Raw genomic sequence first — 24946 nt, forward strand, 5'->3', positions numbered from 1 at the left:
CGCTTAAGACAAGTAAGCATAATAAATTAATTGTAAAAATCATAAATAGTAACTCATGGATTAAATAAAATTTTTCTAGTCAAAAGCGCTTGATATCATTATTATTATAAGTATGCCCTATATATATTCTCTTTTGATTGCCATCATACTTATTTTATCATCTTGTCAACAAGGATCGTCCACAATTGGTGGTGGGAATCCTTTACCGACACCGCCAGGAGGTACAGTTGTTGATCCGCCTGAACCTGGTGAGGAAGAAACGGTTGTTATTGGCGCTCCAGGCTTATGCAATTCGGGTGATATAGCTCGGGTCAGCGTTTCTTCTGCTGGAAGCGCTCGTTTCGCTCTTGTTTCAGATGATTATCCATGTACACCAGCTAAAGATAACCGTTTGGAAGAATACAGTATGATTTTATTTAATACAACAGAGTCACCTATTGCATTTAGAGTTGATTCTCCTTCAGCAGTCAATCCTTTTGCGTTTTCCAGCTCAAATCATAATAGTAGCTATGATTTTGATAAACCAGTCACGCTCAATATGGAGCCACAAAGTTATAATACGGGTGCTCTCGATACGTCTTTACAAGCGGCAAATTTACCAATTGCAGGACAAAAGAATCAATTTGGTCCTGGACAGAATGTTAATGCATTGGTTGCAGAGTATGTTTTAGGGGATGAAGTAGAAGTAAGAGTTTTAAATGATCCCTCAAACTTTGACTCTACCATTACCAGTTCAGCTATTTTAAGAGCGCAAGGAACCTTTATTAATCTTTTTGTGGATAGAGATATTCCTATGGGAGGAATCCATGATGACTCACCGGAACAACAAGACCTAGATCATGCAGTTGAGATTTTTGATAGAAATATTTATCCTCTGGTAACAACCTTGTTAGGTGAGCCTTCTGACGTGGACGAAAACGGTAGAATCAATGTTTTAATTACCCCTATTATTAATGCTTATATCAAAGCCAGCACTTATGTAGATGCTAGGAATGTTGCAGAATATAATCCCATCAGTAACGCTGTTTCAAACGAGGGGGAGTTTATTTTTATTCAAGCCCCAGACTCATTGGCCAACTATACATCAACAGGTAATGGTATAACAGTTGATACTTATTTTAAAAATAAGTTATTTAATGCTTGGATGGCCTTTCAACTACCAAAAATCATCAGTTTTAACCAAAAAGTCATAATTAATGGAGGGGCACCAGAGAATGATTGGATAGACGATGGTATTGGTGCTGTTATGGCTGATTTATGTGGTTTTAACTTGTTTAGAGAGGCATCGTGGCGCTATTTAGCGGCTCCACAATTAGATGATTTAAGAAAGGCTGATTTTTTTGAAATTGTGGCCGGTCAAGGTGCAGAGTATTTATTCATGCTATATTATGTCCAATCTAATTTAGACAATACTTTACAAGATGTTAATACCAATGGTTTTGATGATGACCTTGAGTTTTTATCAGAAGTATATGCTGCAAGTTCAGTTGGACCGCAAAACTTGGTTCAACATGTAGATGTTTTGTATGATGCTGATATAGAGAGTGAGTTTGATGGCTTGTTTAAGGATTTTATCATCGCTTTATTAACCAGTGGTTCTGGACAAACAGCTTTACAACAAGGAGGACAGACCGCTTTATCATATTATCAAAATTACAATCCTTTGATTTATGGTTCTGAAGTTAATGATGCAAATGGTTCTGTTAGAGCAGGTGCAGACGGTGTTTCAGTTAGTATAAATGATGGACAGCCATTAGATGGGGACGCCTCGCAAAACTTAATAGGACTTGATTTACATAATTATAATATTGAAGATAGAATTTTATTTGAAAATGTAGATGAGTATGTTTATGCCCCCGGTAACGCGATGAATGGCTATATTGATCCATATTCAGCTATGTTTGTTAGAATGTCCGGTTTGCTTATGAGTGAACAGTCTATAGGCTTGTTTTCATCATCAACTTCACTAAGAGGTTTCTTGGTGCGTAGACCAGATCTTAGCTACCCAAAAACTTATCACGAAAGTATTTTTGGGGCGATTAATCAAATGTTTGAAGATTTAGATGAAATTGGTCCTAATCCTTTTTGGGAAAATCAAGGTCCTATTGAAAATGCAAAACGCATCAATTTGGCAGGTATGATTGCCTCTAACCCATTGGTGGGAGAGACATCTGAAGATTTTGTATCAATAGTAGGTGAGATTGACCCTTCACAGTCAGTGTATGTTTGTCCAGAGCTGCTTGAAGATTGTTCTTTTGAGGCTGTACAAGATACTGACAAGTATGTTTTTACGGTTCCTGACCTTGGACGTGGTGATGAAGGTGAATTGAGTATTAGTATTAGAAGACGGTTTGATGAAGGCGTGGATTCATCAGCATTCAATCCGTTATTAGCTATAGTCTCCTCAAAAGATGTGCCTTATCCATATGTTCCTCACCCAATTAGAAACACAGTCAATGATGATTTAGGTGGTACGGATACCCGTCAACAGTATAGATGGTTAACATCACAGTTAATTTGTGGAGATGATCAAGACTCTTTAGGGGATGCTACGTTGGCGGCAACCAATATAGGAATTGACTGTGTACCTGGAGATGAAGAGGATTCATTAAAAATTATTACTCCTGAAGATACACTTATTGAAAATACAGGTTCATTAAATACTACTATGGGTGCATGGGATGGTGATATTGTTGGTGGTGAGTGTGACTTTTTACCCGTAGTTGATGGTGTTAATAGTTTAGGTTATGGGGACTATAGTGCATATCCAGTGACAACAATGGAAGTGTCTGGATCAAGTTTAGGCCAGTACCCTTGGAGTAATTCTTTTATGCAAGTCAGTTATAATGGTTCACCTTATCCAAAAGTATTATTTGATCGTGAATTTTTAAAAGTTTCTGCGGAATATCCATCCTTGGGAGATGAAACCAACCCTCCTTATGATCCAAGAGCAGTCAATGGCTTGAATTTAAACTGTCACATACAGACAGGCGGTGATCTAGATTTAACTCCAGATTCTCCTGATGATTTTCTTTCTTATGAAGATATGCAGTCTGTTGAAGTTTCTACACTTTCTCATCAAATCTTAACAGAAATGTCTAGAAACAGGTTTTCAAGTTCTGGTTTAGCTGAAAGTACTGTATTGGATCCAAAATATGATTCACCTGATGTGTTTGTGACGGATGGAGACAGTAGAGATGAAGATCTCAATTGTTCAACAGTAGATATGACACATAATATGAATACCTATACTGTAAGAGGTGGGGGTGAAGGTGCTATTTTAATGGCTGAAGACAATAAAATTATTCCTCATATAGCATTTAACTTTAATGGATCTGCCAGCGGTTTTTCAGGACAAAGCATCTATGACAATGATGGCGGAGAAACCAAGTTAAAATTGGTTCCAGGTAAAAGCTACACTTTAATTGTTGGTGGTGAAGGTGATTCAACGGGAGACTATGAAATCAGAATTCGTAAAGTATCTACGACCAATAAAAACTTTGCAAAACTTAAAGATTTTGATGATGATGAAACATGTTTCTTTGAATTATGATTAAAAAAATAAATCACATTGGGATTGCTGTAAAATCCATTGATGAAAGTATGGTATTTTACAAAGATATATTAAATTTAACTTATTTAGGCCAAGAAACAGTAGAAACTGAAGGAGTGAAAGTTGCTTTTTTTTCTATTGGAGAGAGTAAAATTGAATTGCTTGAAGCATTAAATGATGATTCTACCATTGCGAAGTTCATCAAAAAAAGAGGTGAAGGGATTCACCATATTGCATTTGATTGCAAAAAAATTGATGACTTTACAGCTAAACAAAAAGATTATTGCATTGAACCGGTTCTTCGATCTGGTGCGCATAATTGTTGGGTGTCTTTTATACATCCAAAACATAGCAATGGCGTATTGATTGAGCTTACCCAAAAAAAAGATAGTTGTTAATGCCTAAACAGTATCCATGTGAGAAAAATGAGCTATGTGGAGCTTTAAATAAGCTAGATATAAATTTTTTACCTAGGGAACGTTTTGAATTAGAGTGTTCATTATGCAACGAAACAGTTGTTATCAACCCAAAAATACTTAATAAGCCTGCTAGTAACCGGCAAAAAGCTAAAGAAAATCCTGATACGAATGTTTCTATTGCCGTCAACATTCATGAAGAAAGTGAAAAGAAAAAAAAGCAATATTCTTCAAAAGCAATTCCAATCATAAGTGTTATTACGGGAATACTTATTGTTATTATACTGTCATTTTTATTGGTTAAAGTAGTTTTTAAAACCAGTTTAACTAAATATAAATCACTTGCTAAAAAACAGGTTGGGCAAGAGCAAATCTACTATAACAAACAAAAAATTATTCTAGATATTACAACGGATGATTATACTGATTTAAAAAGTAAGGCTTCAGATGAATTACAAAAAACAACTGTTAGATCTCAATTTAATGATGAAGATCAAATTCAGAGTCGTCATTATAATCATTCAAAACAATACTCTGATTACATAAAACGATACTCAAAACTTCCTAAAAATATTCGTGAAGTGTATGAATCATTCAAAATTGACCAAATAAAATTAATACGAGAATTAATTATTCAACATATTAACAATGTTCCTGAGCATAACTATATTGGTAATATTATTTTATCTGAGCTTTACTCATATTTAAGTTATATTGAGGAAAAACCAGATCTTAATAATTTTGCAATGGATAATCTAAATAAGTTAAGTAACTCATACCCTAAAACAGCTGAGTGGAAACGTTCGATGGCTTTTGCTTTTTATTGTTCAAAAGACTATAATAAATCATATGAATACATATTATCAATAAAAGATATTTTTCAAAATGACCCTATTGTTCAGACGATTTATTCGAGTTTAATCTATCGTCTTAAAGATAAAAACCAAGGTAAAAAGCTTTTGCATAGAACTTACCTTATTTCTCCAAAGCATTATTTAGTGAATCATTTTTATAGTGACCTTTTGTTTGAAGAAAAAGATTATGCAAAAGCAGCAAAACTTTATAAGAAGATATCATTTTCTAAAGAAAATCATCCGGAGCTAATTAAAAAAGCAATTTACACATTAAATCATGAAAAAGATTGGCTGGCCTTAGCAGCGCTTTATCAAAAATATTATAGCTCTACAGATGACATAGATATTAAATTAAATTTTGCCAAAGCTTTATCAAGATCTGATAAGGCGAGTGAAGCCTTGAAATATCTTGAAACAATAAAGATTGAGGGTTTTGATAATGATCAGAAATATCAATACTTATTTGAATTGGCTTATGCCAATTATGTTAATAAAAACTTTCTCCAAGCCAACCGTACTTTTATAGAGGCAGATAAAGTTTTACCTAACAAGTTGATAAATTTAAAATATATTGGCAATTCATACTTTAGACTTGGACGTTATTATAATGCGATAGATTATTATAAGCGTGCATATAAAATTGAACCTAGCAGCGCATTACAAAAAAACATTGCATTATCCTATTATGAAAGTAAGCAATATGAAAATGCTATAAATGAATTTTCAAGTTTGTTAGAGACCGATCAAAACAATTACATTTTTACATTTTATTTAGCCAAAGCTTTTTTAAAAATTGAACAAGAAGATAAAGCATTAATTTATGCCAATAAAGCTCTGACACTATCAAAAGATAATACGCAGATTAAAACATTTATTGACGACTTGCAAAAACAAATAGAGCAAAAAACTAAATCAACAAAGGTTAAAGAAAAATCTAAGACAACATCAACACTTAAGAAGTGATTGTTTTTATAACTGTGAATATGCAATGGTTTTATAAATCAGTTTGCAAGCCGTTATTTCGGAATACAAAGGGATTTCACTGGGACATATTTCATTAAAATCAGCTCCAACCAATGTATGGCTTTCACAGGCCTTTCTGATTAAGTTTAATGCATCAAACCAACCTAATCCCCCGGGTTCTGGAGTTCCTAAGCCAGGAACAACGGATGGGTCTAAGCCATCAAGGTCAAAACTAAGATAAATGTATTTTGTTTTAATATGCTTGAGTGTTTCAATGATCCAATTTGGGTTTTGGTGCACTTCTTCAGAAAATACAACGTGAATATCATCACTTGATTGTATTAAATTGAACTCTTCTCTATCTATGCTTCTAATGCCAACTGAAACGATAGGAAGTTGTCCTAATAATCTTTTCATTACACAGGCATGGCTCAACGGAGTTCCTTCATAGGTATCCTTTAAATCTGCGTGTGCATCAATATGTAAAAGGGTAATATCATTTTTATATTTTTCTACAAAAGGAGGAACGGTTCCAACGCTAATCGTATGCTCGCCTCCAAGAGATATGACGCATTTATTTTGTTCTAGTAGGGTAGAGACATGGGTGTTGATACTTTTGACGATATCTGGGCTCTGAGCTTGATTAAATTGGTTTGGGTTTTGTCCTAAGGTCCAGTCGGTAAAAATACCAGCATCACAGGGTTCATTTTTAGTTTCAGAATCAAAAAACTCTAATTGAGTACTGGCTTCCACAATTTTATGTGGGCCAAACTGAGTTCCTTTCATATAGGAAGTAGTTTTTTCCATTGGAATGGGTAGAATGACGTATTTTGAGTTGCTAAGAGAAAAAGGGCTTTCTTGACCAAAAAGAAACTGCATTTTTTCAATATTTTTGATATCCGCTTGCATAAAGAATGTCTTTAGATTATTTCTAAGTTTTTTCAACCATTTTTAACATTTGTGAGGCTTTTTTATGGACGGATTTTCAATTCAAGATGCAAGAGAGTTATATGGAATTGAAGCATGGGGAGCAGGTTACTTTGATATTGATGCCAATGGCTTTTTATCTGTCATGCCTACCCAAGAAAAAAAATTTTCAATTCAATTGTCACAAATTCTTAAGGAAGCGGATAAGAAAAACATTTCCACCCCAATTTTATTAAGATTTCCACAAATATTACATGGCCAAGTAGAAACAATATGTGATGCTTTTAATCGTTCTATTGAAGAGTATGACTATAAAAACAGTTATACTCCGGCATATCCAATAAAAGTTAATCAAAAAAAGTGTGTTGTAGACGCTATTATGGCTGCTGGATACAGCAATCAAATTAATGTTGAAGTTGGAAGTAAGGCCGAAGCAGTTGCATCATTTGCTTTAAAGCTAAATAAAGATGGTATGACAATCTGTAATGGTTTTAAGGATAAAGATTATTACAATATTATGGCTACTGGCCAAAAATTGGGTCGTAATATGCTTGCAGTCATTGAAAAGCCATTTGAATTGGATGGATTATTGCAATTAAAAAAAGAAAAGAAGCCCATTCCTTTTTTAGGGTTTAGGATTAAACTAGATGCCAAAGGCTCAGGTTTATGGCAAAAATCAGGTGGAAGTGCCAGTAAATTTGGTTTATCCATGAGTCAGCTTCTAGAAGCCATAGAATGGCTTAAAAAACACGGTTTAATTGAATATTTAAAGTTGTTTCACTTTCATATTGGCTCACAAATTACGGATATTCGTAAAATAAAACAAGCGATTCGTGAAGCCGCTAGAGTTTATGCAAAATGTAAAAAAATGGGTCTTGATTTGGAGTATTTGAATGTTGGTGGAGGTTTAGGCATTGACTATGATGGAAGCAAAACCTCTTCTGATGCATCTGTCAATTACAATGTACAAGAATATGCCAATGATGTTGTTTATAATGTTTTAGAAATTTGTGATGACGAAAAAGTTCCTCATCCTCAGCTTATCTCTGAAAGTGGCCGCTTTTTAACGGCTTATCACGCGGTTCTTTTGGTTGACGTAAGAGACCAATACCATGAACGTTACATAGATCCACCTAAGTTTAAGAAACAAGAAAGTAAAATTATTGAAGATATTTTATATATTAACGATAACATCACAGCTAAAAATTATCGTGAATATTATCATGATAGTTTGATAAAAAAAGATGAACTGCAGGCTTTATTTCATTTGGGTATGCTCTCTATTGAAGATCGAGCAAAAGGTGAATGGTTATTTTGGTCAATTGCTGAAAAAGCTGTCAAATTAAGTAAAAATGCAAAATATATCGCGGATGAATTTATTGAACTTAGAGAGCGCTTGTATGAAAAAGTTGTATGTAATTTTTCATTGTTTCAATCTTTACCAGATCATTGGGCTTTAGATCAATTGTTTCCAATTATGCCTATTTCTCGTTTAAAGAAAAAACCAACGCAAAAAGCAACTTTGGTGGATATTACCTGTGATTCTGATGGTGAAGTAGAAAAGTTTGTTGATTTAAAGGATATAAAGTCTTATTTAGCCATCCATAAAATTGATAACTATAAAGATTATCATTTGGCTTTTTTATTTGTTGGAGCCTATCAAGATACAATGGGTGATATGCATAATCTTTTTGGTGAAGTTAATGAGTTATCAGTCACAATAAGCAAAAGTAATAAAATGGTGATAGACCAAATCTATGAAGGTGAAAAGATCAAAGATACAATAGCAATCTTTAATTATTTACCGGATATGATTGTTGACAACGTTTTAAAAAATAAAAAATTTAGTAAAAAAGAAGAAGATACAATAAAGCGTGAACTGATTGAGTACACGCAAATGTACACCTACTTGATGGATTGATTGTTGTTATAATATATTTTAGCTGATGTATAAGACCAAAATAAGAGAAATGCGTGATTCTGAGCGAAGACGTTTAAGCAATACGCTCAAAAATGATTACAATCTTTCTTATTATGCATTGAAACTTCTGATTATAGTAGTTTTTGCATTGATTCCTAGTTTTAATAAGGTTCATTACGATGCCATTATTATCTGAACTTTTTGAACTCTTGTTTAATCGTGTTTTTTTGAAACCACTGATATAAGTTACCCTAAAACTAAACAGCAATTTGAAAAAATTGCAGTTTGATTAAACAACGCATTAATTAATATTAAATGGCAAAAGAACTTTATAAAATATCTAAATAATTTTTTTCAATGATATTCCAATCTTTGAAATGATTATCTAAATTATTTTTTATATTTTCTGAGGTCGCTAATAAACTAATTGAAAATTGATCAATATGAATATGTTTTTTGGCAGCCGATCTTATTTCCTTAATTGATAAGGCTTTAATCTTATCTCTGTAAGTAAATAGTCTATTTTCATCAAGATTTAACATTTTATGATACAGCATTTCAGACATTATTTTTTGTGGAGTATCAATTTTAAATGGAAATGATTTCATCATGTAATTTTTAGCAAACTCTATATCGGTATCTGCTAATAAATCACCATCTATAGCTTGTTGCATAAGCTCTAATGAAAGTTTAATTGCATCAATGGTGTCTTTTTCTTCAGGGTATGTATACAAGAACAATGAGCCTAGATCTCTATGTAAGCTCAATGATCCATAAGCTCCGTATGCCCAGCCACGTTTAACTCTAATTTCTTGCATGTATTTTGCCTGGAAAATGCCTCCAGCAAAAGCCATCATAAAGGTTTTTAAAGCATAGTAGTCAGGGTGCTGGTAATTAAAGCAGGGGTGACCAATGAAAAAATGACACTGTGAACGGTTAGGTTTATCAATGACGAGTAGTTTTTTCTCATTGCTATAGTGATGGGGGATTTTTTTTTCAGGTATTTCCCAAAAAGATTGTACATTTAAGTTTTGTGAAAACAGATCAATGGTTTTATGGATTGAACTTTGTTCAACGTCACCTGAAAATCCAAATGTAATAGATAATTGTGAGATGAAATTTTTATAATTTTCTTTAATATCGGATATGTTAACTTGCTCTAAACTCTCTAGTGTTCCCCAAGCTTGATCTGCATAAGGATGATCTGTATAAACTAAACTTAAAAACCCTTTTTTTGCCAAAGATGCATCAGACTCTGAAGATTGTTTAAGTTTACTTTTTGTCTCTGATAAAAGCTTTTTAAACTCATATTCTGATAATAAAGGTTCAGATAATGCCGATAAACAAAGATCAAGAAGATTAAAATAGTTTTTGCTTAAAACTTCTCCCTCTAAGGCAATACTATGATTACCAACAGAAATAGAAAGTGAAGCTCCCATGCTATCAATTTTTTCATTAAAACTTGTTTTATCAAAGCGAGCAGTTCCTCTTAAAAGCATCTGTGAGAGTAAGTATAAAACGCTTTTATTTTTAATTTGTAAATCATCTATATTGAACGCAATATAAAAATCTATGATTGGTCTATCATGTTTTTCTACATGTATAAAAGGTATGTTTTTATGTTCTTTCCAAGAGTAAGCATTCATAATTATTTTCCCACTTTAGGTTTAGCCAAAAGAATATTTTTCTGGTTTTCATTTAAGTAAATTTTTGCAACACGCATAACATCTTGAGCTGTAACCTTATTGAGCTTTTCCATTTCCTTAAAAAGTTCTCTAAAGTCACCAAAAACAGTTTGATAAAAGCCAAGAGCTTGCGCTTTATCATCAGCAGTTGAGAAATTACCCCAAAAGGATGCTTCAACAATATTTTTTATTTTTTCTAACTCTTGTTCAGATACCAAAGTGGTTTGTATTAATTCTATTTGCTTTTGAATATGCGTTTCTATCTCTTTGTGAGATTTATTACCTTGTAAAGTAAATGAAAAATGGATTAATCCTGGGTCTATCGTTTGATCAACCCATCCTGAACAATCACTGCATAAGTTTTGCTCAGAAACCAACAGTTGATCTAAACGAGAACTTTTACCATCAAATAAAATTGCCATCATTACAGTTAAAGGAATATAATCTTCATGACGCATTGATGGAGCTTTAAAGGCCCATATCAACTTCTCTGAGGCGATGGTTAAAGAGAGCTCCTTATAACGTTTTTCAGTTTGTTTTGGCTCAATAATGGTTGGATTGCGCTTTATATCGGATGCTTGCATATGGCCATAATATTGGATTATTTTTTTTATGATTGTATCTTTATCTAAATCACCAACAAAAACCAAACAAGCATTATTAGGGGCATAGAATTGCTTGTAAAAACTCATACAGTCTTGCAATGAAATGGCTTTGATGTCTTTCATCCAACCAATAATGGGCCAGTGATAAGGATGCTGATCAAAGCTTAGTTTGTACAACTCTTCATACATGGTTCCTGAAGGTGAGTTATCTACTCTAAAGCGTCGCTCATTAACAACCACTTCACGTTCACTATTAAGTTGGTGCTCATTAAGAATAACATTTTCCATGCGATCAGCTTCTAATTTTATAGCTATATCAAAAGCTTCTTTAGGAAGACATTGTCTATAGTATGTCCAATCTAAGTAAGTTCCTGCATTAATCGAGCCACCTTCTTGTTCTAAGATTTTATCAAACTCACCTTCTTTATAATTGCTGGTTTCTTTGAACATTAAATGCTCAAATAAATGCGCTATACCTGTTATGCCTTCCTTTTCGTCTTTTGATCCTACAGAAAACCATGAATGGTAAGCAAAAACGGGTACTGAAGTGTCTGGTAAAAATAAACATTTTAGACCATTTGAAAAATCCATTTCATGAATATTTAACTGTTGATAAATGTAATGTTTTTCTTGGTTTAGCTGCATGGGTTTCCTATTTTGTTCAATTTAAATGTTGGTTTTAAAATCATAAATTATTTTCTTATACTTGCAACCGATTTGGGTACTTTTAATGTTTTAATAAACTTTAAGTAGTTTTGAAGGAGCTGCTCTTCTTGACTTTGTCTGCAAGTAAAAGTGATCGTGTATTCAAGATCCTGGGTTTTAAAAATACTGGTTCTAATAATTCTTGGATCATTTAAAGCCTCATATTTTGAGCGCAATTCAATGGCCGTAAAACCAGAAACGATAATTTCTGTTTGTGATAATTGTTCAAAACCAGATAAAAGTTTAATCAATTGTTTGTTTGCCAGGTAGCTCAGTTGTTCAAGACTAAGCTTGCTTAGGGGTTGAATAACAAAGTTAATATTAGGTTTAAAAATAGGGTCATCTACACTCAGTAAAATACTTAATTGTGTTTGAAACGATGACTCTTCAACAACTTGCCAAGATTTAGGGTGTTTAAAACTAAAAAAGAAAGAAGGGTGCTCGTATTTTTTCCAGAATAGAGTTGTACAAGACATCTGTAATAAACCAAATAGTAAACAAAGTCCTATACTGAGCTTTGAGATGACCTTTTTTTTAGATTTAAACAAAAACATTTAAATTTATTTGGCTTGGTTTGGCTTGGTCAGTAATTTAAACTCAATTCGTCTATTTTGAGCTCTACCTTCATCCGTATCATTGTTAGCCATCGGCTTTGTTGAACCATAACCTTTTACGGCAAGTCGCTTTTCATCTAAACCATGTGTAACCAAATATGTTTTAACACTTTTGGCACGTGCCAGAGATAGTTTATCATTGTACTCATGGGTACCAATTGAATCGGTATGACCTTCAATTAAAACAAATAAATTTGGATAACGTTTTAAAGTTTCAATGGATTGATTTAAGTGGCCATAACTTGTCTTACTAATAGTTGCTGAGTCAAACTCAAAGAAAATATTTTCAATTCTACCTACAAAAGCTTTTAAATCATTGGGCACTTCATCAGGACAGCCATCATCGTCTTGATAATCATTGATAGTTTCAGGTTGAAGAGGGCATTGATCTTTGTCATCCATGATTCCATCACTATCAGAATCTAATAAGTGTTTAGGTAATGTGTCAGGACAGCCATCTTCATCTTCAAACTGATTGACGGTTTCTGGCTGAAGAGGACAATTATCTTTATCATCTGTGATTCCATCACCATCTGAGTCAATGGTAGACTTATCAACTTTTTTGATCTGGCTGTATTTTTTAGATTGTTGAGTATAGACGGTTAATAAAATACCAGACCAAAAGCCAGTGTGAGATTTGTCAAAATTGTTGATAGCATGAAATTCACCTCTTACAGCTAGTTTTGGGTTTAAAAAATATCGCACTCCCAAACCGTAATAAGCTGAAAAATCATAATAATTGAAAGCAAATTGATTGACCATGCTTAAGTTACCAACACCTGCAAGAACATAAGGTGCAATTTTTTGATGAAACATATTAAAATTATACAATGCATGACCACTATAAAAATAAACGGTCTGTCTATTAACGCCTCTTCTTGTATTGGTGTACATAAAATTAGCTTCTAACTCTATTGCAGGGTTGAAAGCATAACCAAATCTAAAGCCATAAGCCCAAATATTGGACCACTGGTCACTGTTTGACGTGAAATTCTGCTCAAAACCTTGATAATAGGCACCAAAACTTGGTGAAAATGTAATGCCACGGCTGGGACGGTAAAAATATGAGGTTTCAGTAGTACTTGTTTGAGTAGCTTTTTGGGTTTGAGAAAAGCTTAAAAGTGGGAAAAATGATAGAAAAAATAACAAAATTGAGCATTGTTTCATTTTATTTTGCATTTTCATCGTATATATTACTTATAAAGCTTAGGCAAAGGATAAATAAAGCAAAATGAATTTGAATACAGTACATTTTTTAGAAGACTATGAAAATCGGTTATCTCCGCTTGCTGTGAAAACAGCTCAGTCAAAAGGTCGTAAAATTAAAGAGGATGCAGCTGAGCATAGAACTATGTTTCAACGCGATCGCGATCGTATACTCCATTGTGCTGCATTTAGAAGAATGGAGTACAAAACCCAAGTATTTGTAAATCATGAAGGAGATCATTACCGTACTCGATTAACGCATAGTCTTGAGGTTGCTCAAATTGGTCGCACGGTGGGTAGGGCGCTGAAATTAAATGAAGACTTGATTGAAGCTCTGGTTTTAGCGCATGATCTTGGGCATACGCCTTTTGGTCATGCGGGTGAAGACATGATGGCTAAGCTCATGTTAGAACATGGCGGATTTGAACATAATTCACAGAGTTTAAGGATTGTCGATGTTTTAGAGCATCGGTATCCAACTTTTAGAGGCTTGAATTTATGTTTTGAGGTTAGAGAAGGTATTGTTAAACATTCTGCCAATTGGCAAAAGGAAAAGATTCCAACAGAGTTATTACCTGAAGAATATCCTTCTTTAGAGGCACAACTTATTGATTATGTTGATGAAATTGCCTACAACAATCATGACATAGATGACGGATTAGCGTCTAATATGATTGATATTGATGATCTAAGAAGTGTAGATTTGTGGCAAATGGCGGAAAAACGTGCACAACAAAAATACCCAAATGTGAGTTGGCCTAACAATAAATATGTGTGTATCTCAAGTATGATGAGTATTTTGGTTTCTGACTTGATTGAACAAACACAAACTATGATTCAAAAAAGTGGGGTACAATGCTATCAAGATATACGAGTGCATAGTGAAGCTTTAGCCGGATTTTCATCTGAAATTTATGAGAAAAATCAAAAATTAAAAATCTTTTTAAGGGATAAATTGTATTCTCATTATAGAGTTGTGAGAATGGAAGAAAAAGCCAAGAGAATCATTTCTGACTTATTTAATAGCTTTATTCAAAGACCTGGGCAAATCCCCTCAGATTTTATAAATCAACATCCTGAACCAAAAAATACAGCCAGAGTTATCTGCGATTATATTGCAGGTATGACGGATAGATTTGCTACGCGAGAACACGTAAAACTATTTAATCCTCAGGCTAAGGTATAAAAGAAATAGTTTTAAAACATAAAACTGCATCGCTTTGATTAAAAAGTAACGCTATGCAATATAATGAGATTTTGCTATAGAAGCAGCATGTGCTTTTTACGTCATTTTATTTTAATGAGAGGAATAATTGTATTTTGTTTTGCACTTACTTTAATTAGTGCATGCTTTAAAATTGACTCTCCTAACAAACCTTATGCTCATGAAACATTTCAGGGTAATATGGATATTCGCTTTGGAATTAAAGGTATGACAGCAGGTGCAGATGCAATTAATTTTGCCATTTTAAAAACCGCGGAAGATGGAAAAACTATAAAAATTGCTCAAATTCCAAACGCTAATTTTGAATTATTTCCCAAAGAAATGTTTGAAGGTATGCGAGACGCTTTAAAAAAAACACCTGATCATGAAGATACCTTGCTTTATCAAGCTATTATGGAAATAGATGTTCCTGGGGCTGGCTTTGAAGATAAATCAAAATTTATCAGCACCCCAGATTTTGCAGGTTTACTGGGTGAAGTGAATGGCAATGTGATTACTGTTGAGGGTTTTGCTAGAAGTAATGATACTTTAAAAATGCTTCAATGTGGCGCTCGGGGTGAACTTTTACGTGATGGTGATATTGTCTATACAACAAAAACAATAGAAATTTTTTGTCCATTAGAAGTGATGTTAGATTTTTTTGGTCCACATTTACTTTCATATTTACGTCGGGAATCTGATGGTAAAAAACTAAGTCATCTTGTGGATGAAGTGGAAGATTTTATTGTTTGGTATATTGATTTATTGATGCCTCAACCTATGACCTTATCAACATAAGAGTAGTACAAGATGTTTAAGTATATATTTATTTTTTTTAGATATTGGGTATCACTTTTTTTTATACTTTTTTTACCAGCCTGTATTCAAGCAGGAGATCAAAAAAAGTCTACAATATTTTTTGGGGCTAGTGATAAAAATCATGATGCATTTATTGTTGCTAGAAAAAAATGGGATCCTTCAGAAGAAGTATCTGAAAAAAATATAACTGATACAGGAGATAGTACTAATTATACAGCATCTGTAGGAAAAGAAATTGCGCTAAAAGACTTTATTGATCTAGGAAAAAATGAGTTTTGCTCAGAAAACAACTCTTTAAGTACATTATTTTTAATTGAAACTCCTTTAACTTTTAATACATCTGCCATTAAAGTGATTGTTGATGATATTATAAAAAATATTGATGATATTGATGCAATAGAATTAGGTGAAGCCTTAGATTATATTTTTGATCAGGGACGAGATTTAATTGAAAAAAAACATTCTATAAATCACTTGCTAAGAATTTGTAAACAAACGTTTGAAAGCGGAAGTTCTAAAATATGGTTAAGTCAAGGCTTTGAGGGTAGTGCATATCCTGAAAAACTACATCTAATGTATGAAGGAGAAAATTTTATTTCCGTTCATGATCAAAAAGTAGAGATTTCAGAAATTAATATTGAAGAAAATAATTTATCTTCAAATACATTATATCCCTTTTTACAAAATTTGCATTTTTCCGAACAAATAGATGTTGTTACCGGGTTTTTTAATGAAAAATATACTAAATTAAATATATATGCTGAAGCTAAAAAACCGGCTTTTGATGGATATATTATAAAAAAACAAAAAAGCTTTTCAAATCTTTTACTTAATTTAAACGACACCAATTCTTCTTCAGGACAGTACAATGAAAAAATTTTTATTCTAGAAGCAGAACATAGTCTTGATGAAAAACACTTAATTAATTTTATACAAAAAAATATTAATCAGCATACAGATATCAGGCAAAAAGGGCTTATTACAGCGAATCTATTGACAAGGCCCCTTCAATTAGGTGACTTAGATCATATTAATTCAGATATAAAAAATAATGGCTTTAATGAAGATAAACAAACAACTTTAAATGACAAATATTATGTTTTGCCGGACTGGCTTCAAAACCAAAGTATACCTTATGAAGTACAAGAAAATAAAATACAACTTGAACCTACTGAACCTATTCACAATGATTTGGTAACTGTATCTCCAAAAGTAAGTTTTAATATGCAAGATTTTCAAAATTATTTTTTAACAAAGATCGAGGCAAATCAAACGCTTACCCAACCAAACTTTATGAGTTACAATTATGCTGATCCTTATTTTTTTAACTATGAAGAAATGTTAGATCAATGTCAGGATTATGAGCATATGCTTAATATAAACTTTAAAGGTAATTATATTTTAGCACCGCAATATGATGCCCAAGAAGATGGTTTAATCATTAAGCAAAGAATAATCGATAGAAGAGGTAAAGGCTTTGCAAGCAATGAGGGATATAGAATCACAGTTAAAAATACTGAAAAACTATTTTCTAGTCCTCAAAGAATTTATATCAATCATTATTTGTGTTTTAGCGATGTTAATGGCTTAAATGATGGCGATTACCAAGCATTTATTGATACGTATATTACTGCACAGGACAGCTTAAAAGGGGTTTATAAAGTGTCTCATGCGCATTCTATTTATCATGCGCAATATGCAGAAAATGATGAACAAAATATTATCATAGGTTTTAGTTTAGCATCATTTGATTCTCATGATGCAAATAGAGTGACCTATTATTTAAAAAGTTCTAATACATTTAGAGGTGGAACCCAAAATAGTCATGAAAAAGATGATTCACGTACACATATGACTTTTCAACTAACGGGTAAAGTTATAGCTAAGATAGAAGATATCAAAAAACCTGGGCAAGCACATATAAGCAATATCAAAGTAATTGATATGAAAAAATTGGATTTTATTTTACCTGCCAGCAATGAATTTTATGTTGGGGATTATTTTTATGCTGAGCAACATCCAACTTTGAAACAGAGTGCAGTGCTTTGGCGTAATAGTATACAAAGTCAAAGTGGTTATACTTATGATGGTTTTTTTAAATTTTTTGGCCTTTTAGAACCTTTAAAGTTTGTTGTGTTTATTGATGGCTGATTAACGTCTGATAAATACATGGGTCCAAACACCTGGAGATGCAAGACCTACACCATGGTGTGTATAAATACAGTTTTCTAAATTTGCTCTATGACCTGGACTATCAATCCATGCTTGTAAAACGTCACTGGCTTGCATAGAGTTTATAGCAATATTTTCTGCTGCGGCAGTATAAAAAACATTGTAATTGGCCAATCTATCCCAAAATTGATCTCCATTTAAACCTTTATGAGAGAAATAAGAATTTTGTTGCATATCCAAGCTGTGCAACTGGGCTACAACATGCACACTATGATCCCAAATTAAATTTTCATTACAGCCTGCATTTTGTCGGTGTTGATTTGCTAATAGAATAAAGTCATCTATATTGAGCTGTTCTGTTTCCGTAATGGCATAACTTGGATAATCATAAGATGTTTTTGAACAGTGAATCAAAAACAGGCTGACGCCAAAAATTATAAAAGCATAGCTCAAACGATTCAAAAGCATTCCTTAATTTTAAGGCATAATAGAATTTAAATCTAGTTCAGAATGTTTCATTTGTGCCAAATCTTCTGTATCCATTTGTGCCAACTGCAATTTACCTGACATTTCATCATTAACGGCATGCCACTCTGTATAGGCATCAATCACCCAAATCCCCGATTCGCGTGTACCATTACCAGAAGATTTTCTTCCTCCAAAAGGCAAGTGCGCTTCAGCGCCGGTGGTTGAGTTATTAATTGAACTCATTCCCGCTTCAATTTCATTTTTAAACTGATAAGCATACATTCTATTGTTGGTATAAATAGCTGAAGATAGGCCATAAGCTGTTCCATTTGCCACATCAATAGCTTCATGAATATCTTTTACTGATAAAATTCCAACTGTGGGACCAAAAACTTCATTTTGTGCAATCCAGTGCTTAATTTTTACATTTGTCCAGACACTTGGCCAAACATAGAAACCTAGTTGAGCATCAGCTTTAAAGCCATTTGGTTTTTGGTCATCCGTAATTCTTCCTTGGCCATAAGCCAAAGTAGGGCCATTGTTTTCTTTTGCCAAATCAAAGTGCTCAAGAAAATGACTTAAATAATGTTCTTCAATCATAGGGCCATACAAAACATTTTTATCTAAAAGCGGATTACCAATATGAATTTGTTTAACTTTTTCAAGAAAGCGTTGAGTAAACTCTTTTTCAATAGCTTGATGAACAATAATATTGCCTGCTGATGTGCAGCGTTGCCCTGCAGTTCCAAAAGAAGCCCATAAAGCACCTTCAAGCGCTAAATCAAGGTTGGCATCTTCCATAACAATGAGTGGATTTTTCCCACCAAGTTCCAAAGAAGGAGTTTGCAAATTACGGCCGCAAACCTCACCAACAATTTTTCCTACGCGTGTTGAACCAGTAAAAGAAACTTTATCAATTCTACCCGCATCAACATAGTCCAATAGTTTTTGGCCTATTTTTCCATCGCCATGGATAACATTAAGCACACCGTTGGGCAGTCCAGCCATCGCACATAGTTTTGCAACTAAATAGGCAATACAAGGTGCCTCAGGAGGGGTTTTCCAAACAACCGTATTCCCAGATAAAAGAGCAGGAATAAACTTCCATGAGGCTACTGCTATTGGAAAGTTTGAAGGCGTGATAATCGCAACAACACCATATGGACGTCTATAAGTAAACAGTTCTTTATTTCTCATCTCAGAAGGAACCGTTTGTCCATACAAACGTCTGCCTTCACTTTGAAAAAAATGACAGGTATCAATGGCTTCTTGCACTTCACCTTTAGCTTCTTTTAAAGTTTTCCCGATTTCGCGTGTTACCAAATAAGATAATGTTTCTTTATGTTCTGTTAGTAGCTCGCCCAACTTTCCAATCACTTGTGCTCTTACAGGCGCAGGAGTGTTTTTCCAGAGCTTTTTTTGTTGATTAGCTGCATCCACAGCGTTTTTGATGATATCATCATTGGCTTGGTAAACCTTGGCAACTCTATCTCTTAAATCAGATGGATTGCGTGAGTCAAAGCTAGAATCACTGGTCACATCTTCACCAAAGATAATATTTTTACAAATTAGTGTCTTCCCATATTGATTGTTACACTGTTCTGAGTCTGTATATTCTAACATGATTAACTATTCCTTGTTTTTAGATTAAAATCACAGCATATCGTGAGCTTTTTTTAATATCTGTAAGGCATGATCAGCATTTTGCTGAGTGAAGTCTAAATGGCAGCGCAAACGCACACTTTTTTCCCCACAACCAAGCATAATAGCACCTTGGCTAAAAACATGCTTTCTAAAGGCATCTCTTTGTTCAGTGTCTTTAAAGTCAAAAGCAATCATTAATCCTCTGCCTCTTAAATTACTTAAGTATGGACTAGCATCAACAAAATCCTGCAACTGGGTCATAAAATATTGGCCCATGCTATTTACATTATCCAATAAATGATCTTCATCAATGATTTCTAACATTCTTTGCATGCGCATCAAGTCCACCAAATTACTACCCCAAGTAGAATTAATCCTACTGGACAGCTCAAATACATTGTCTTTGACTTCATCAACCCGTGATGAAACAGCACAACCGGCAACTTGAGCTTTTTTCCCAAATGCAATGATATCAGGTTTTATTGAGTAATGCTCAAAGCACCACATTTTACCGGTTAACCCTAAGCCCGTTTGTACTTCGTCAAAAATCAACATAAACTCATGTTCATCGGCGAGCTTCCTTAACGCAATAAAAAATTCGTCTCTAAAGTGATTATCTCCACCTTCACCTTGAATCGGTTCAATAATTAAGGCTGCAATATCATTTGGGTATTGATTTAATGCTTGTTTAATCTCATTTAGTGCTTGTTGTTCATTTTTTATACAGGTTTGAATATTATCTTCATTTATAGGAAAAATGATTGCAGGAGGAGTAATTCTTGGCCAATCAGTAAATTTTGGAAAATTCATGTATTTTTTGGGGTCATGGGTGTTGGTTAATGACAAAGTATAGCCTGAACGACCATGAAAAGCTTTTTTGAAATGAATAACTTTACTACCAACTTCTCCAGAAATACCCTTGGCTTGATTTTTTCTAACCTTCCAGTCAAAAGCAACTTTTAATGCATTTTCTACACCTAGGGTACCGCCTTCAATAAAAAAGAAGTGCTTAAAGGCTTTTTGATGGTTGGCAATTTTATCAAATGTTTCTATAGCTGCAGCAAAATCTTGAGTATAAATATCTGATAAAGACGGTCTGTGAATAGCAATCTCACCTAGTTTTTCTTTGAAAGCTTTGGTGTTGAGTTTTGGGTGATTAAATCCAATGGGTTGTGAAGCAAAAAACGAAAATAAATCCAAATAATCTTTATTTGTTTTAGCATCACGTATGTAAGCACCATGGCTGTTGGCTTGATCAAAGACGATTGGCAAACCATCGGCTAAAATATAACGACCTAAGGTTTTATGAACATTGTTGGGATCTATTTTAAGTTTAGATTCAGCTTGAGTGAAAATTTCTTTTAACATATACATATTTTATAGTTCTCTGTTATGAAGGTCAAACTTGCCTTACAAAACATTGTTTTTTAGGCTTTAAGCACAATTTGATTGTACAACAAAGATTTTCGTTGTCTTTCTAAAGGAGCTTGGTTAATTTAAAACTCAATCATGCCACCATCAAAACTTATTCGGGAACAATACGAAAAACTAAAATCTACATTGCATGAACACGATTATGCTTATTACGTTTTGGATGATCCAAAAATATCTGATTATAAGTATGATCAATTATACCAAGAGTTGCTTGATTTAGAAGAGAAATATCCTGATTTGAAAACGCCTGATTCTCCAAGCTTAAGGGTAGGAGGAGAACCTTTAGAACAGTTTAAAAAAATTACACGAATAGAAAAAATGATGTCATTGGATAATACTTATTCCAAAGATGAACTTTCTGATTTTCATCAACGTTTGATTGATCAATTGGGTTTAGAAAAAAATGCAGTAATTGAATATGTATGTGAACCTAAAATTGATGGTTTGGCCATAGAATGCATCTATGAAAATGGTATTTTTAGCATGGGCTCAACAAGAGGTGATGGCTGGATTGGAGAAGATGTTAGTCAAAATCTTAAAACGCTAGCCTCAATTCCTTTGCAACTTAGAGAACCCTTAAAAAACACTAAATTAACTGTAAGGGGAGAAGTTTATATTGATAAAGGTGATTTTATAAATTTAAATCAACAACGTCTTAAGCAAGAAGAAAGCCCATTTAAAAACCCACGTAATGCTGCTGCGGGCTCTTTACGCTTACTAGATGCAAAGATTACTGCTAAAAGACCTTTAAAAGCTATTTTTTATAATCTCATGAGCGATCAAGCTGCGCTTATTGCTTCAACACATGCTCAAAATTTAGAAAAATTAAAGCAACTGGGTTTTCCTAGTCATAAAGATTATAGTGTTTGCAAGAGTATTGATGAATTATTTTTGGCTGTCGATGTATGGAAAGAAAAAAAGAACACACTGCCTTATGAAATAGATGGTTTAGTTATTAAAGTCAATCAACTAAAGCTTCAACAAGATGCTGGTTTTACAGCTAAATATCCCAAGTGGGCTATTGCCTACAAATATGAAAGTGAACAAGCTTACACACAAATTTTAGATGTGAGGTTTCAGGTTGGACGTACTGGAGTATTAACCCCAGTAGCAGATTTACAAAGTGTAGAATTAGGAGGAACAACGGTATCAAAAGCAAGTTTGCATAATTTTGAAGAAATAGAGCGTAAAGATATTCGTATGCATGATTTTGTTTGGATAGAAAAAGCAGGTGAAATTATCCCAAAAGTTATGCAAGTTGACTTTGAAGCTAGAACAAAACAAGTTAAAAAAATTATTTTCCCAAAAAACTGTCCTGTTTGTGGCCATAGAGTAGGTAAACTATTTGAAGAAGATGTTGCTGTTCGTTGTTTAAATGGCTTTAACTGCCCAGCACAACTTAAAGAGTCTGTGCGTTATTTTTGTTCAAGACAGGCCTTTAATATTGAAAATATTGGACCATCCTTGATTGATCAATTGATTAAAAATAAACTTATTTCTAATCCAAGTGATTTGTTTGCCTTAAAAATAGATGATTTAAAAAGCTTGGAACGTATGGGAGAAAAATCAGCAAAAAATGTTATGGAAGCAATTGCGCTTGCTAAAAAAAATATAAGCTATGCAAAAGTGTTAACCGCATTGGGTATACCTCTTATGGGTAACGTTGTTGCTAAACTGATAGCAAAAGAAACCCAAAGTTTAAAAAATTTTTGGGAAAATTATGTGTTGGCAAATAAGTTGGATGAATTAGAAAATATTCATGGTGTGGGACCAAAAGTTATTCAATCTATTCAAAATTTCTTTCAACAAAAATATGCAAAAACAATGTTACTTAATTTACTTGAGCATGGTGTTAATCCAAAAGAAATTCAAACTGCCCGAGTAACCCAAAATTCAAAACTTAAAGATAAAGTTTTTTGTATATCAGGAACACTCAGTATTTCCCGTGATCAAATGAAAGAAAAAATAGAAGCTTTTGGTGGTAAAGTGAGTTCAAGTATTAGCGGTAAAACAAATTATCTTTTAGCAGGTGAGAAGGTTGGGCAGAATAAGCTGCTGGCAGCAAAAAAACATGGTACTCAAATCATTAGTGAAAAAACCATAAATGAGATGTTTCATGCTTAGTTGGGTGATACAAAGCTAATCTTTTAAGAAAAATTCAAGGGCATTTTTTAATTGATAGGCATCAATATAACCCGTCAGTTTTTTTTGTTTATTTTGTTTTTGATCAAATAAAATAATACTAGGAAAAGCGTTGATCCTATAAGTACTCATCATGTCATTTGAGAATGAAGTGGATTTACTTGCATCTACCTTTAATGCAATATAGTTCTGATTAATGGTCTCTTGAACGTGTTTATCGGAAAACGTGTTAATTTCCATTTGCCGACAGGGTAAGCACCAATCAGCAAAAAACTCTATGATCATTGGTTTTTTTTCTATTGCTGCTTGAGTAAATGCAGGCTCTTTTTCATAGTGCCATTGAACCTGATTAGTTTGTTTTGCAATTTCATATTTTTTTTTACTGTTGATAAAAACAGAAACCTGAGGAAGCAAATATACGTAAACTGAGAAAAAAAATAATCCTGCGGCTATTGTTCTGATCGCGGGCTTTATTTTTTTATACAGCTCGTATTGACTTACAAAATTAAACATTCGGTCAGTTTCACTCCATAACGAAAAAAGAGTATAGATAAGGGCGATTTTATAAAAAATTGAATTGATATACAGTTGAGATTGTAAGTACCATAAAGTCAAAACAATAAAGATATGAATTATAAAAATTAAGTGTTTGAGATTATTCATTTTTTGGCTAATTTTTAAAGTTAATTATACTCATATTGTCTATATTCTTTACGCTAGAGGGTACCCTTTAATTATAAAGGATGTTGCATCAGTTTACGATCTATTTTTAAGGAAAATCTAAAAAAGAATATGAATTCAGGTATTTATATAATGTTTTTTGCTGAAAATACTTGTTTTTTATTGAATTCAATCATATTATAAATATATTAAGTACTTACAGATATTATTATAACGCAAAATACAATGTATTTGGAGATTAAATGGCCTTTACGAAAGCAACAATTGTAGAAGAAATTTGTGAAAAAATTGGGTTACCCAAAAAAGATGCAACAGATGTTGTTGAATTTTTATTTGATACCATGAAGAATTGTTTAATTGATGGTGAGTCATTGAAAATTTCTGGTTTTGGATCATTTTTAGTTCGTAATAAAAAGGCCAGACTTGGTAGGAATCCTCAAACGGGTGAAGCAATGGAAATTTCTGCAAGGCGTGTTGTTACATTTAAAACCAGCCAAGTTTTAAGAGATATTCTTGATGATGAAGAACCATCGGATCAACCTTATGGTTATGATGAGTTTGCTGATGAAGATGAATAAACAGTAAAATTATAAAATTGCTTTTTTATAATCCAGAAAACTATCCTTTTTATTTTTTCCAAGACTAGCAAAGGTTGAATTATCAGTCCTTTAAAACAGTAGTTAATGTTTTTCCTTACTTAGATCAATTGCATGCCCAGCTCACTTTTTAGCATATAAACTTTAATACTCTTGAAATAATATTCAACATCAAGCTTATAAAAAATGGATTAACATAAAAAAACCCTCTTTAAGAAATTTTCCTAAAGAGGGTTTTTAGTAACACCTATATCTAAAACTAACTATTTTCTTTTAGCAGTCTTCTTTTTAGCTGTTTTTTTCTTTGCAGCTTTCTTTTTAGCTGGCTTTTTCTTAG

19 protein-coding genes are annotated in these 24946 nt (G+C 33.1%); 10 read left to right on the forward strand and 9 right to left on the reverse strand.

Annotated features, from left to right (window positions below):
- The first annotated feature begins 112 nt into the window (after window positions 1-112).
- Genes PKC21_01050 through PKC21_01060 form a run of 3 tightly spaced genes read left to right on the forward strand, consistent with a single transcriptional unit; the run spans window position 113 to window position 5786 of the window.
- Window positions 113-3553, forward strand: a complete 3441-nt coding sequence (locus tag PKC21_01050) for a hypothetical protein (protein HMR23916.1) — start codon at window positions 113-115, stop codon at window positions 3551-3553.
- Complete coding sequence (gene mce / locus PKC21_01055; GenBank protein ID HMR23917.1) at window positions 3550-3951, forward strand: methylmalonyl-CoA epimerase; 402 nt, start codon at window positions 3550-3552, stop codon at window positions 3949-3951. The genes PKC21_01050 and mce overlap by 4 nt, the downstream gene beginning before the upstream one ends.
- Window positions 3951-5786 (forward strand): tetratricopeptide repeat protein, encoded by a 1836-nt coding sequence (locus PKC21_01060; GenBank protein HMR23918.1) that lies wholly within the window; start codon window positions 3951-3953, stop codon window positions 5784-5786. The genes mce and PKC21_01060 overlap by 1 nt, the downstream gene beginning before the upstream one ends.
- Window positions 5787-5792: 6 nt before the next feature.
- On the opposite strand, the gene speB is transcribed toward PKC21_01060, so the two are convergent.
- On the reverse strand, window positions 5793-6695 hold the full coding sequence (gene speB / locus PKC21_01065) for an agmatinase (protein ID HMR23919.1): 903 nt from the start codon (window positions 6693-6695) through the stop codon (window positions 5793-5795).
- A 64-nt stretch (window positions 6696-6759) separates the two neighbouring features.
- Between speB and speA the strand changes: the two genes are divergently transcribed.
- Both speA and PKC21_01075 read left to right on the forward strand, forming a co-directional pair.
- Window positions 6760-8634 (forward strand): biosynthetic arginine decarboxylase, encoded by a 1875-nt coding sequence (gene speA / locus PKC21_01070; protein HMR23920.1) that lies wholly within the window; start codon window positions 6760-6762, stop codon window positions 8632-8634.
- 49 nt (window positions 8635-8683) lie between these two features.
- The gene (locus PKC21_01075) at window positions 8684-8830 is read left to right on the forward strand and encodes a hypothetical protein (protein HMR23921.1); all 147 of its coding nucleotides are present in this window, start codon (window positions 8684-8686) and stop codon (window positions 8828-8830) included.
- 133 nt (window positions 8831-8963) lie between these two features.
- On the opposite strand, the gene PKC21_01080 is transcribed toward PKC21_01075, so the two are convergent.
- The 4 genes from PKC21_01080 to PKC21_01095 all read right to left on the reverse strand — a co-directional run bounded on the left by PKC21_01080 (window position 8964) and on the right by PKC21_01095 (window position 13422).
- Window positions 8964-10280 carry a pitrilysin family protein gene (locus PKC21_01080; GenBank protein ID HMR23922.1) on the reverse strand — a complete coding sequence of 439 codons (1317 nt, stop codon included), beginning with the start codon at window positions 10278-10280 and terminating at the stop codon, window positions 8964-8966.
- 2 nt (window positions 10281-10282) lie between these two features.
- Entirely contained in the window at window positions 10283-11569 is a 1287-nt protein-coding gene (locus PKC21_01085; protein ID HMR23923.1) for a pitrilysin family protein, read from the reverse strand.
- 47 nt (window positions 11570-11616) lie between these two features.
- Window positions 11617-12105 (reverse strand): PsbP-related protein, encoded by a 489-nt coding sequence (locus PKC21_01090; protein HMR23924.1) that lies wholly within the window; start codon window positions 12103-12105, stop codon window positions 11617-11619.
- An 84-nt stretch (window positions 12106-12189) separates the two neighbouring features.
- Window positions 12190-13422 carry an OmpA family protein gene (locus tag PKC21_01095; protein ID HMR23925.1) on the reverse strand — a complete coding sequence of 411 codons (1233 nt, stop codon included), beginning with the start codon at window positions 13420-13422 and terminating at the stop codon, window positions 12190-12192.
- 52 nt (window positions 13423-13474) lie between these two features.
- Here PKC21_01095 and PKC21_01100 point away from each other — a divergent pair, with 52 nt between their 5' ends.
- From PKC21_01100 to PKC21_01110, 3 genes are all read left to right on the forward strand, one after another.
- Complete coding sequence (locus tag PKC21_01100; protein HMR23926.1) at window positions 13475-14635, forward strand: deoxyguanosinetriphosphate triphosphohydrolase; 1161 nt, start codon at window positions 13475-13477, stop codon at window positions 14633-14635.
- A 114-nt stretch (window positions 14636-14749) separates the two neighbouring features.
- A complete protein-coding gene (locus PKC21_01105; protein ID HMR23927.1) occupies window positions 14750-15451 on the forward strand; it encodes a hypothetical protein in 702 nt (233 codons plus the stop codon).
- Between the two features lie 12 nt (window positions 15452-15463).
- Complete coding sequence (locus PKC21_01110; protein ID HMR23928.1) at window positions 15464-17623, forward strand: hypothetical protein; 2160 nt, start codon at window positions 15464-15466, stop codon at window positions 17621-17623.
- Here the strand turns inward: PKC21_01110 and PKC21_01115 are convergent, their stop codons facing one another.
- Genes PKC21_01115 through lat form a run of 3 tightly spaced genes read right to left on the reverse strand, consistent with a single transcriptional unit; the run spans window position 17624 to window position 21124 of the window.
- Window positions 17624-18106: a CAP domain-containing protein gene (locus PKC21_01115; GenBank protein ID HMR23929.1), complete on the reverse strand. Its 483-nt coding sequence runs from the start codon at window positions 18104-18106 to the stop codon at window positions 17624-17626.
- Between the two features lie 15 nt (window positions 18107-18121).
- The gene (locus PKC21_01120) at window positions 18122-19735 is read right to left on the reverse strand and encodes an aldehyde dehydrogenase family protein (GenBank protein HMR23930.1); all 1614 of its coding nucleotides are present in this window, start codon (window positions 19733-19735) and stop codon (window positions 18122-18124) included.
- A 30-nt stretch (window positions 19736-19765) separates the two neighbouring features.
- Window positions 19766-21124, reverse strand: coding sequence for an L-lysine 6-transaminase (gene lat, locus PKC21_01125; GenBank protein HMR23931.1), 1359 nt, complete (start codon window positions 21122-21124; stop codon window positions 19766-19768).
- A gap of 141 nt (window positions 21125-21265) precedes the next feature.
- Here lat and ligA point away from each other — a divergent pair, with 141 nt between their 5' ends.
- On the forward strand, window positions 21266-23314 hold the full coding sequence (ligA, locus tag PKC21_01130; GenBank protein ID HMR23932.1) for an NAD-dependent DNA ligase LigA: 2049 nt from the start codon (window positions 21266-21268) through the stop codon (window positions 23312-23314).
- 15 nt (window positions 23315-23329) lie between these two features.
- Here the strand turns inward: ligA and PKC21_01135 are convergent, their stop codons facing one another.
- Window positions 23330-23845, reverse strand: a complete 516-nt coding sequence (locus PKC21_01135) for a thioredoxin fold domain-containing protein (GenBank protein HMR23933.1) — start codon at window positions 23843-23845, stop codon at window positions 23330-23332.
- A gap of 410 nt (window positions 23846-24255) precedes the next feature.
- On the opposite strand from PKC21_01135, the gene PKC21_01140 reads away from it, so the two are divergent.
- Window positions 24256-24591: an integration host factor subunit alpha gene (locus PKC21_01140; protein ID HMR23934.1), complete on the forward strand. Its 336-nt coding sequence runs from the start codon at window positions 24256-24258 to the stop codon at window positions 24589-24591.
- The last annotated feature ends 355 nt before the right edge of the window (window positions 24592-24946 follow it).

It is taken from the genome of Oligoflexia bacterium (assembly GCA_035326705.1).
Lineage (GTDB): Bacteria > Bdellovibrionota_G > JALEGL01 > JALEGL01 > JALEGL01 > JALEGL01.

Coding starts and splice junctions, on each gene's coding strand:
- PKC21_01050 (HMR23916.1), top strand. CDS start 113: ATGCCCTATATATATTCTCTTTTGATTGCCATCATACTTATTTTATCA.
- mce (HMR23917.1), top strand. CDS start 3,550: ATGATTAAAAAAATAAATCACATTGGGATTGCTGTAAAATCCATTGAT.
- PKC21_01060 (HMR23918.1), top strand. CDS start 3,951: ATGCCTAAACAGTATCCATGTGAGAAAAATGAGCTATGTGGAGCTTTA.
- speB (HMR23919.1), bottom strand. CDS start 6,695: ATGCAAGCGGATATCAAAAATATTGAAAAAATGCAGTTTCTTTTTGGT.
- speA (HMR23920.1), top strand. CDS start 6,760: ATGGACGGATTTTCAATTCAAGATGCAAGAGAGTTATATGGAATTGAA.
- PKC21_01075 (HMR23921.1), top strand. CDS start 8,684: ATGCGTGATTCTGAGCGAAGACGTTTAAGCAATACGCTCAAAAATGAT.
- PKC21_01080 (HMR23922.1), bottom strand. CDS start 10,280: ATGAATGCTTACTCTTGGAAAGAACATAAAAACATACCTTTTATACAT.
- PKC21_01085 (HMR23923.1), bottom strand. CDS start 11,569: ATGCAGCTAAACCAAGAAAAACATTACATTTATCAACAGTTAAATATT.
- PKC21_01090 (HMR23924.1), bottom strand. CDS start 12,105: ATGTCTTGTACAACTCTATTCTGGAAAAAATACGAGCACCCTTCTTTC.
- PKC21_01095 (HMR23925.1), bottom strand. CDS start 13,422: ATGCAAAATAAAATGAAACAATGCTCAATTTTGTTATTTTTTCTATCA.
- PKC21_01100 (HMR23926.1), top strand. CDS start 13,475: ATGAATTTGAATACAGTACATTTTTTAGAAGACTATGAAAATCGGTTA.
- PKC21_01105 (HMR23927.1), top strand. CDS start 14,750: ATGAGAGGAATAATTGTATTTTGTTTTGCACTTACTTTAATTAGTGCA.
- PKC21_01110 (HMR23928.1), top strand. CDS start 15,464: ATGTTTAAGTATATATTTATTTTTTTTAGATATTGGGTATCACTTTTT.
- PKC21_01120 (HMR23930.1), bottom strand. CDS start 19,735: ATGTTAGAATATACAGACTCAGAACAGTGTAACAATCAATATGGGAAG.
- lat (HMR23931.1), bottom strand. CDS start 21,124: ATGTTAAAAGAAATTTTCACTCAAGCTGAATCTAAACTTAAAATAGAT.
- ligA (HMR23932.1), top strand. CDS start 21,266: ATGCCACCATCAAAACTTATTCGGGAACAATACGAAAAACTAAAATCT.
- PKC21_01135 (HMR23933.1), bottom strand. CDS start 23,845: ATGTTTAATTTTGTAAGTCAATACGAGCTGTATAAAAAAATAAAGCCC.
- PKC21_01140 (HMR23934.1), top strand. CDS start 24,256: ATGGCCTTTACGAAAGCAACAATTGTAGAAGAAATTTGTGAAAAAATT.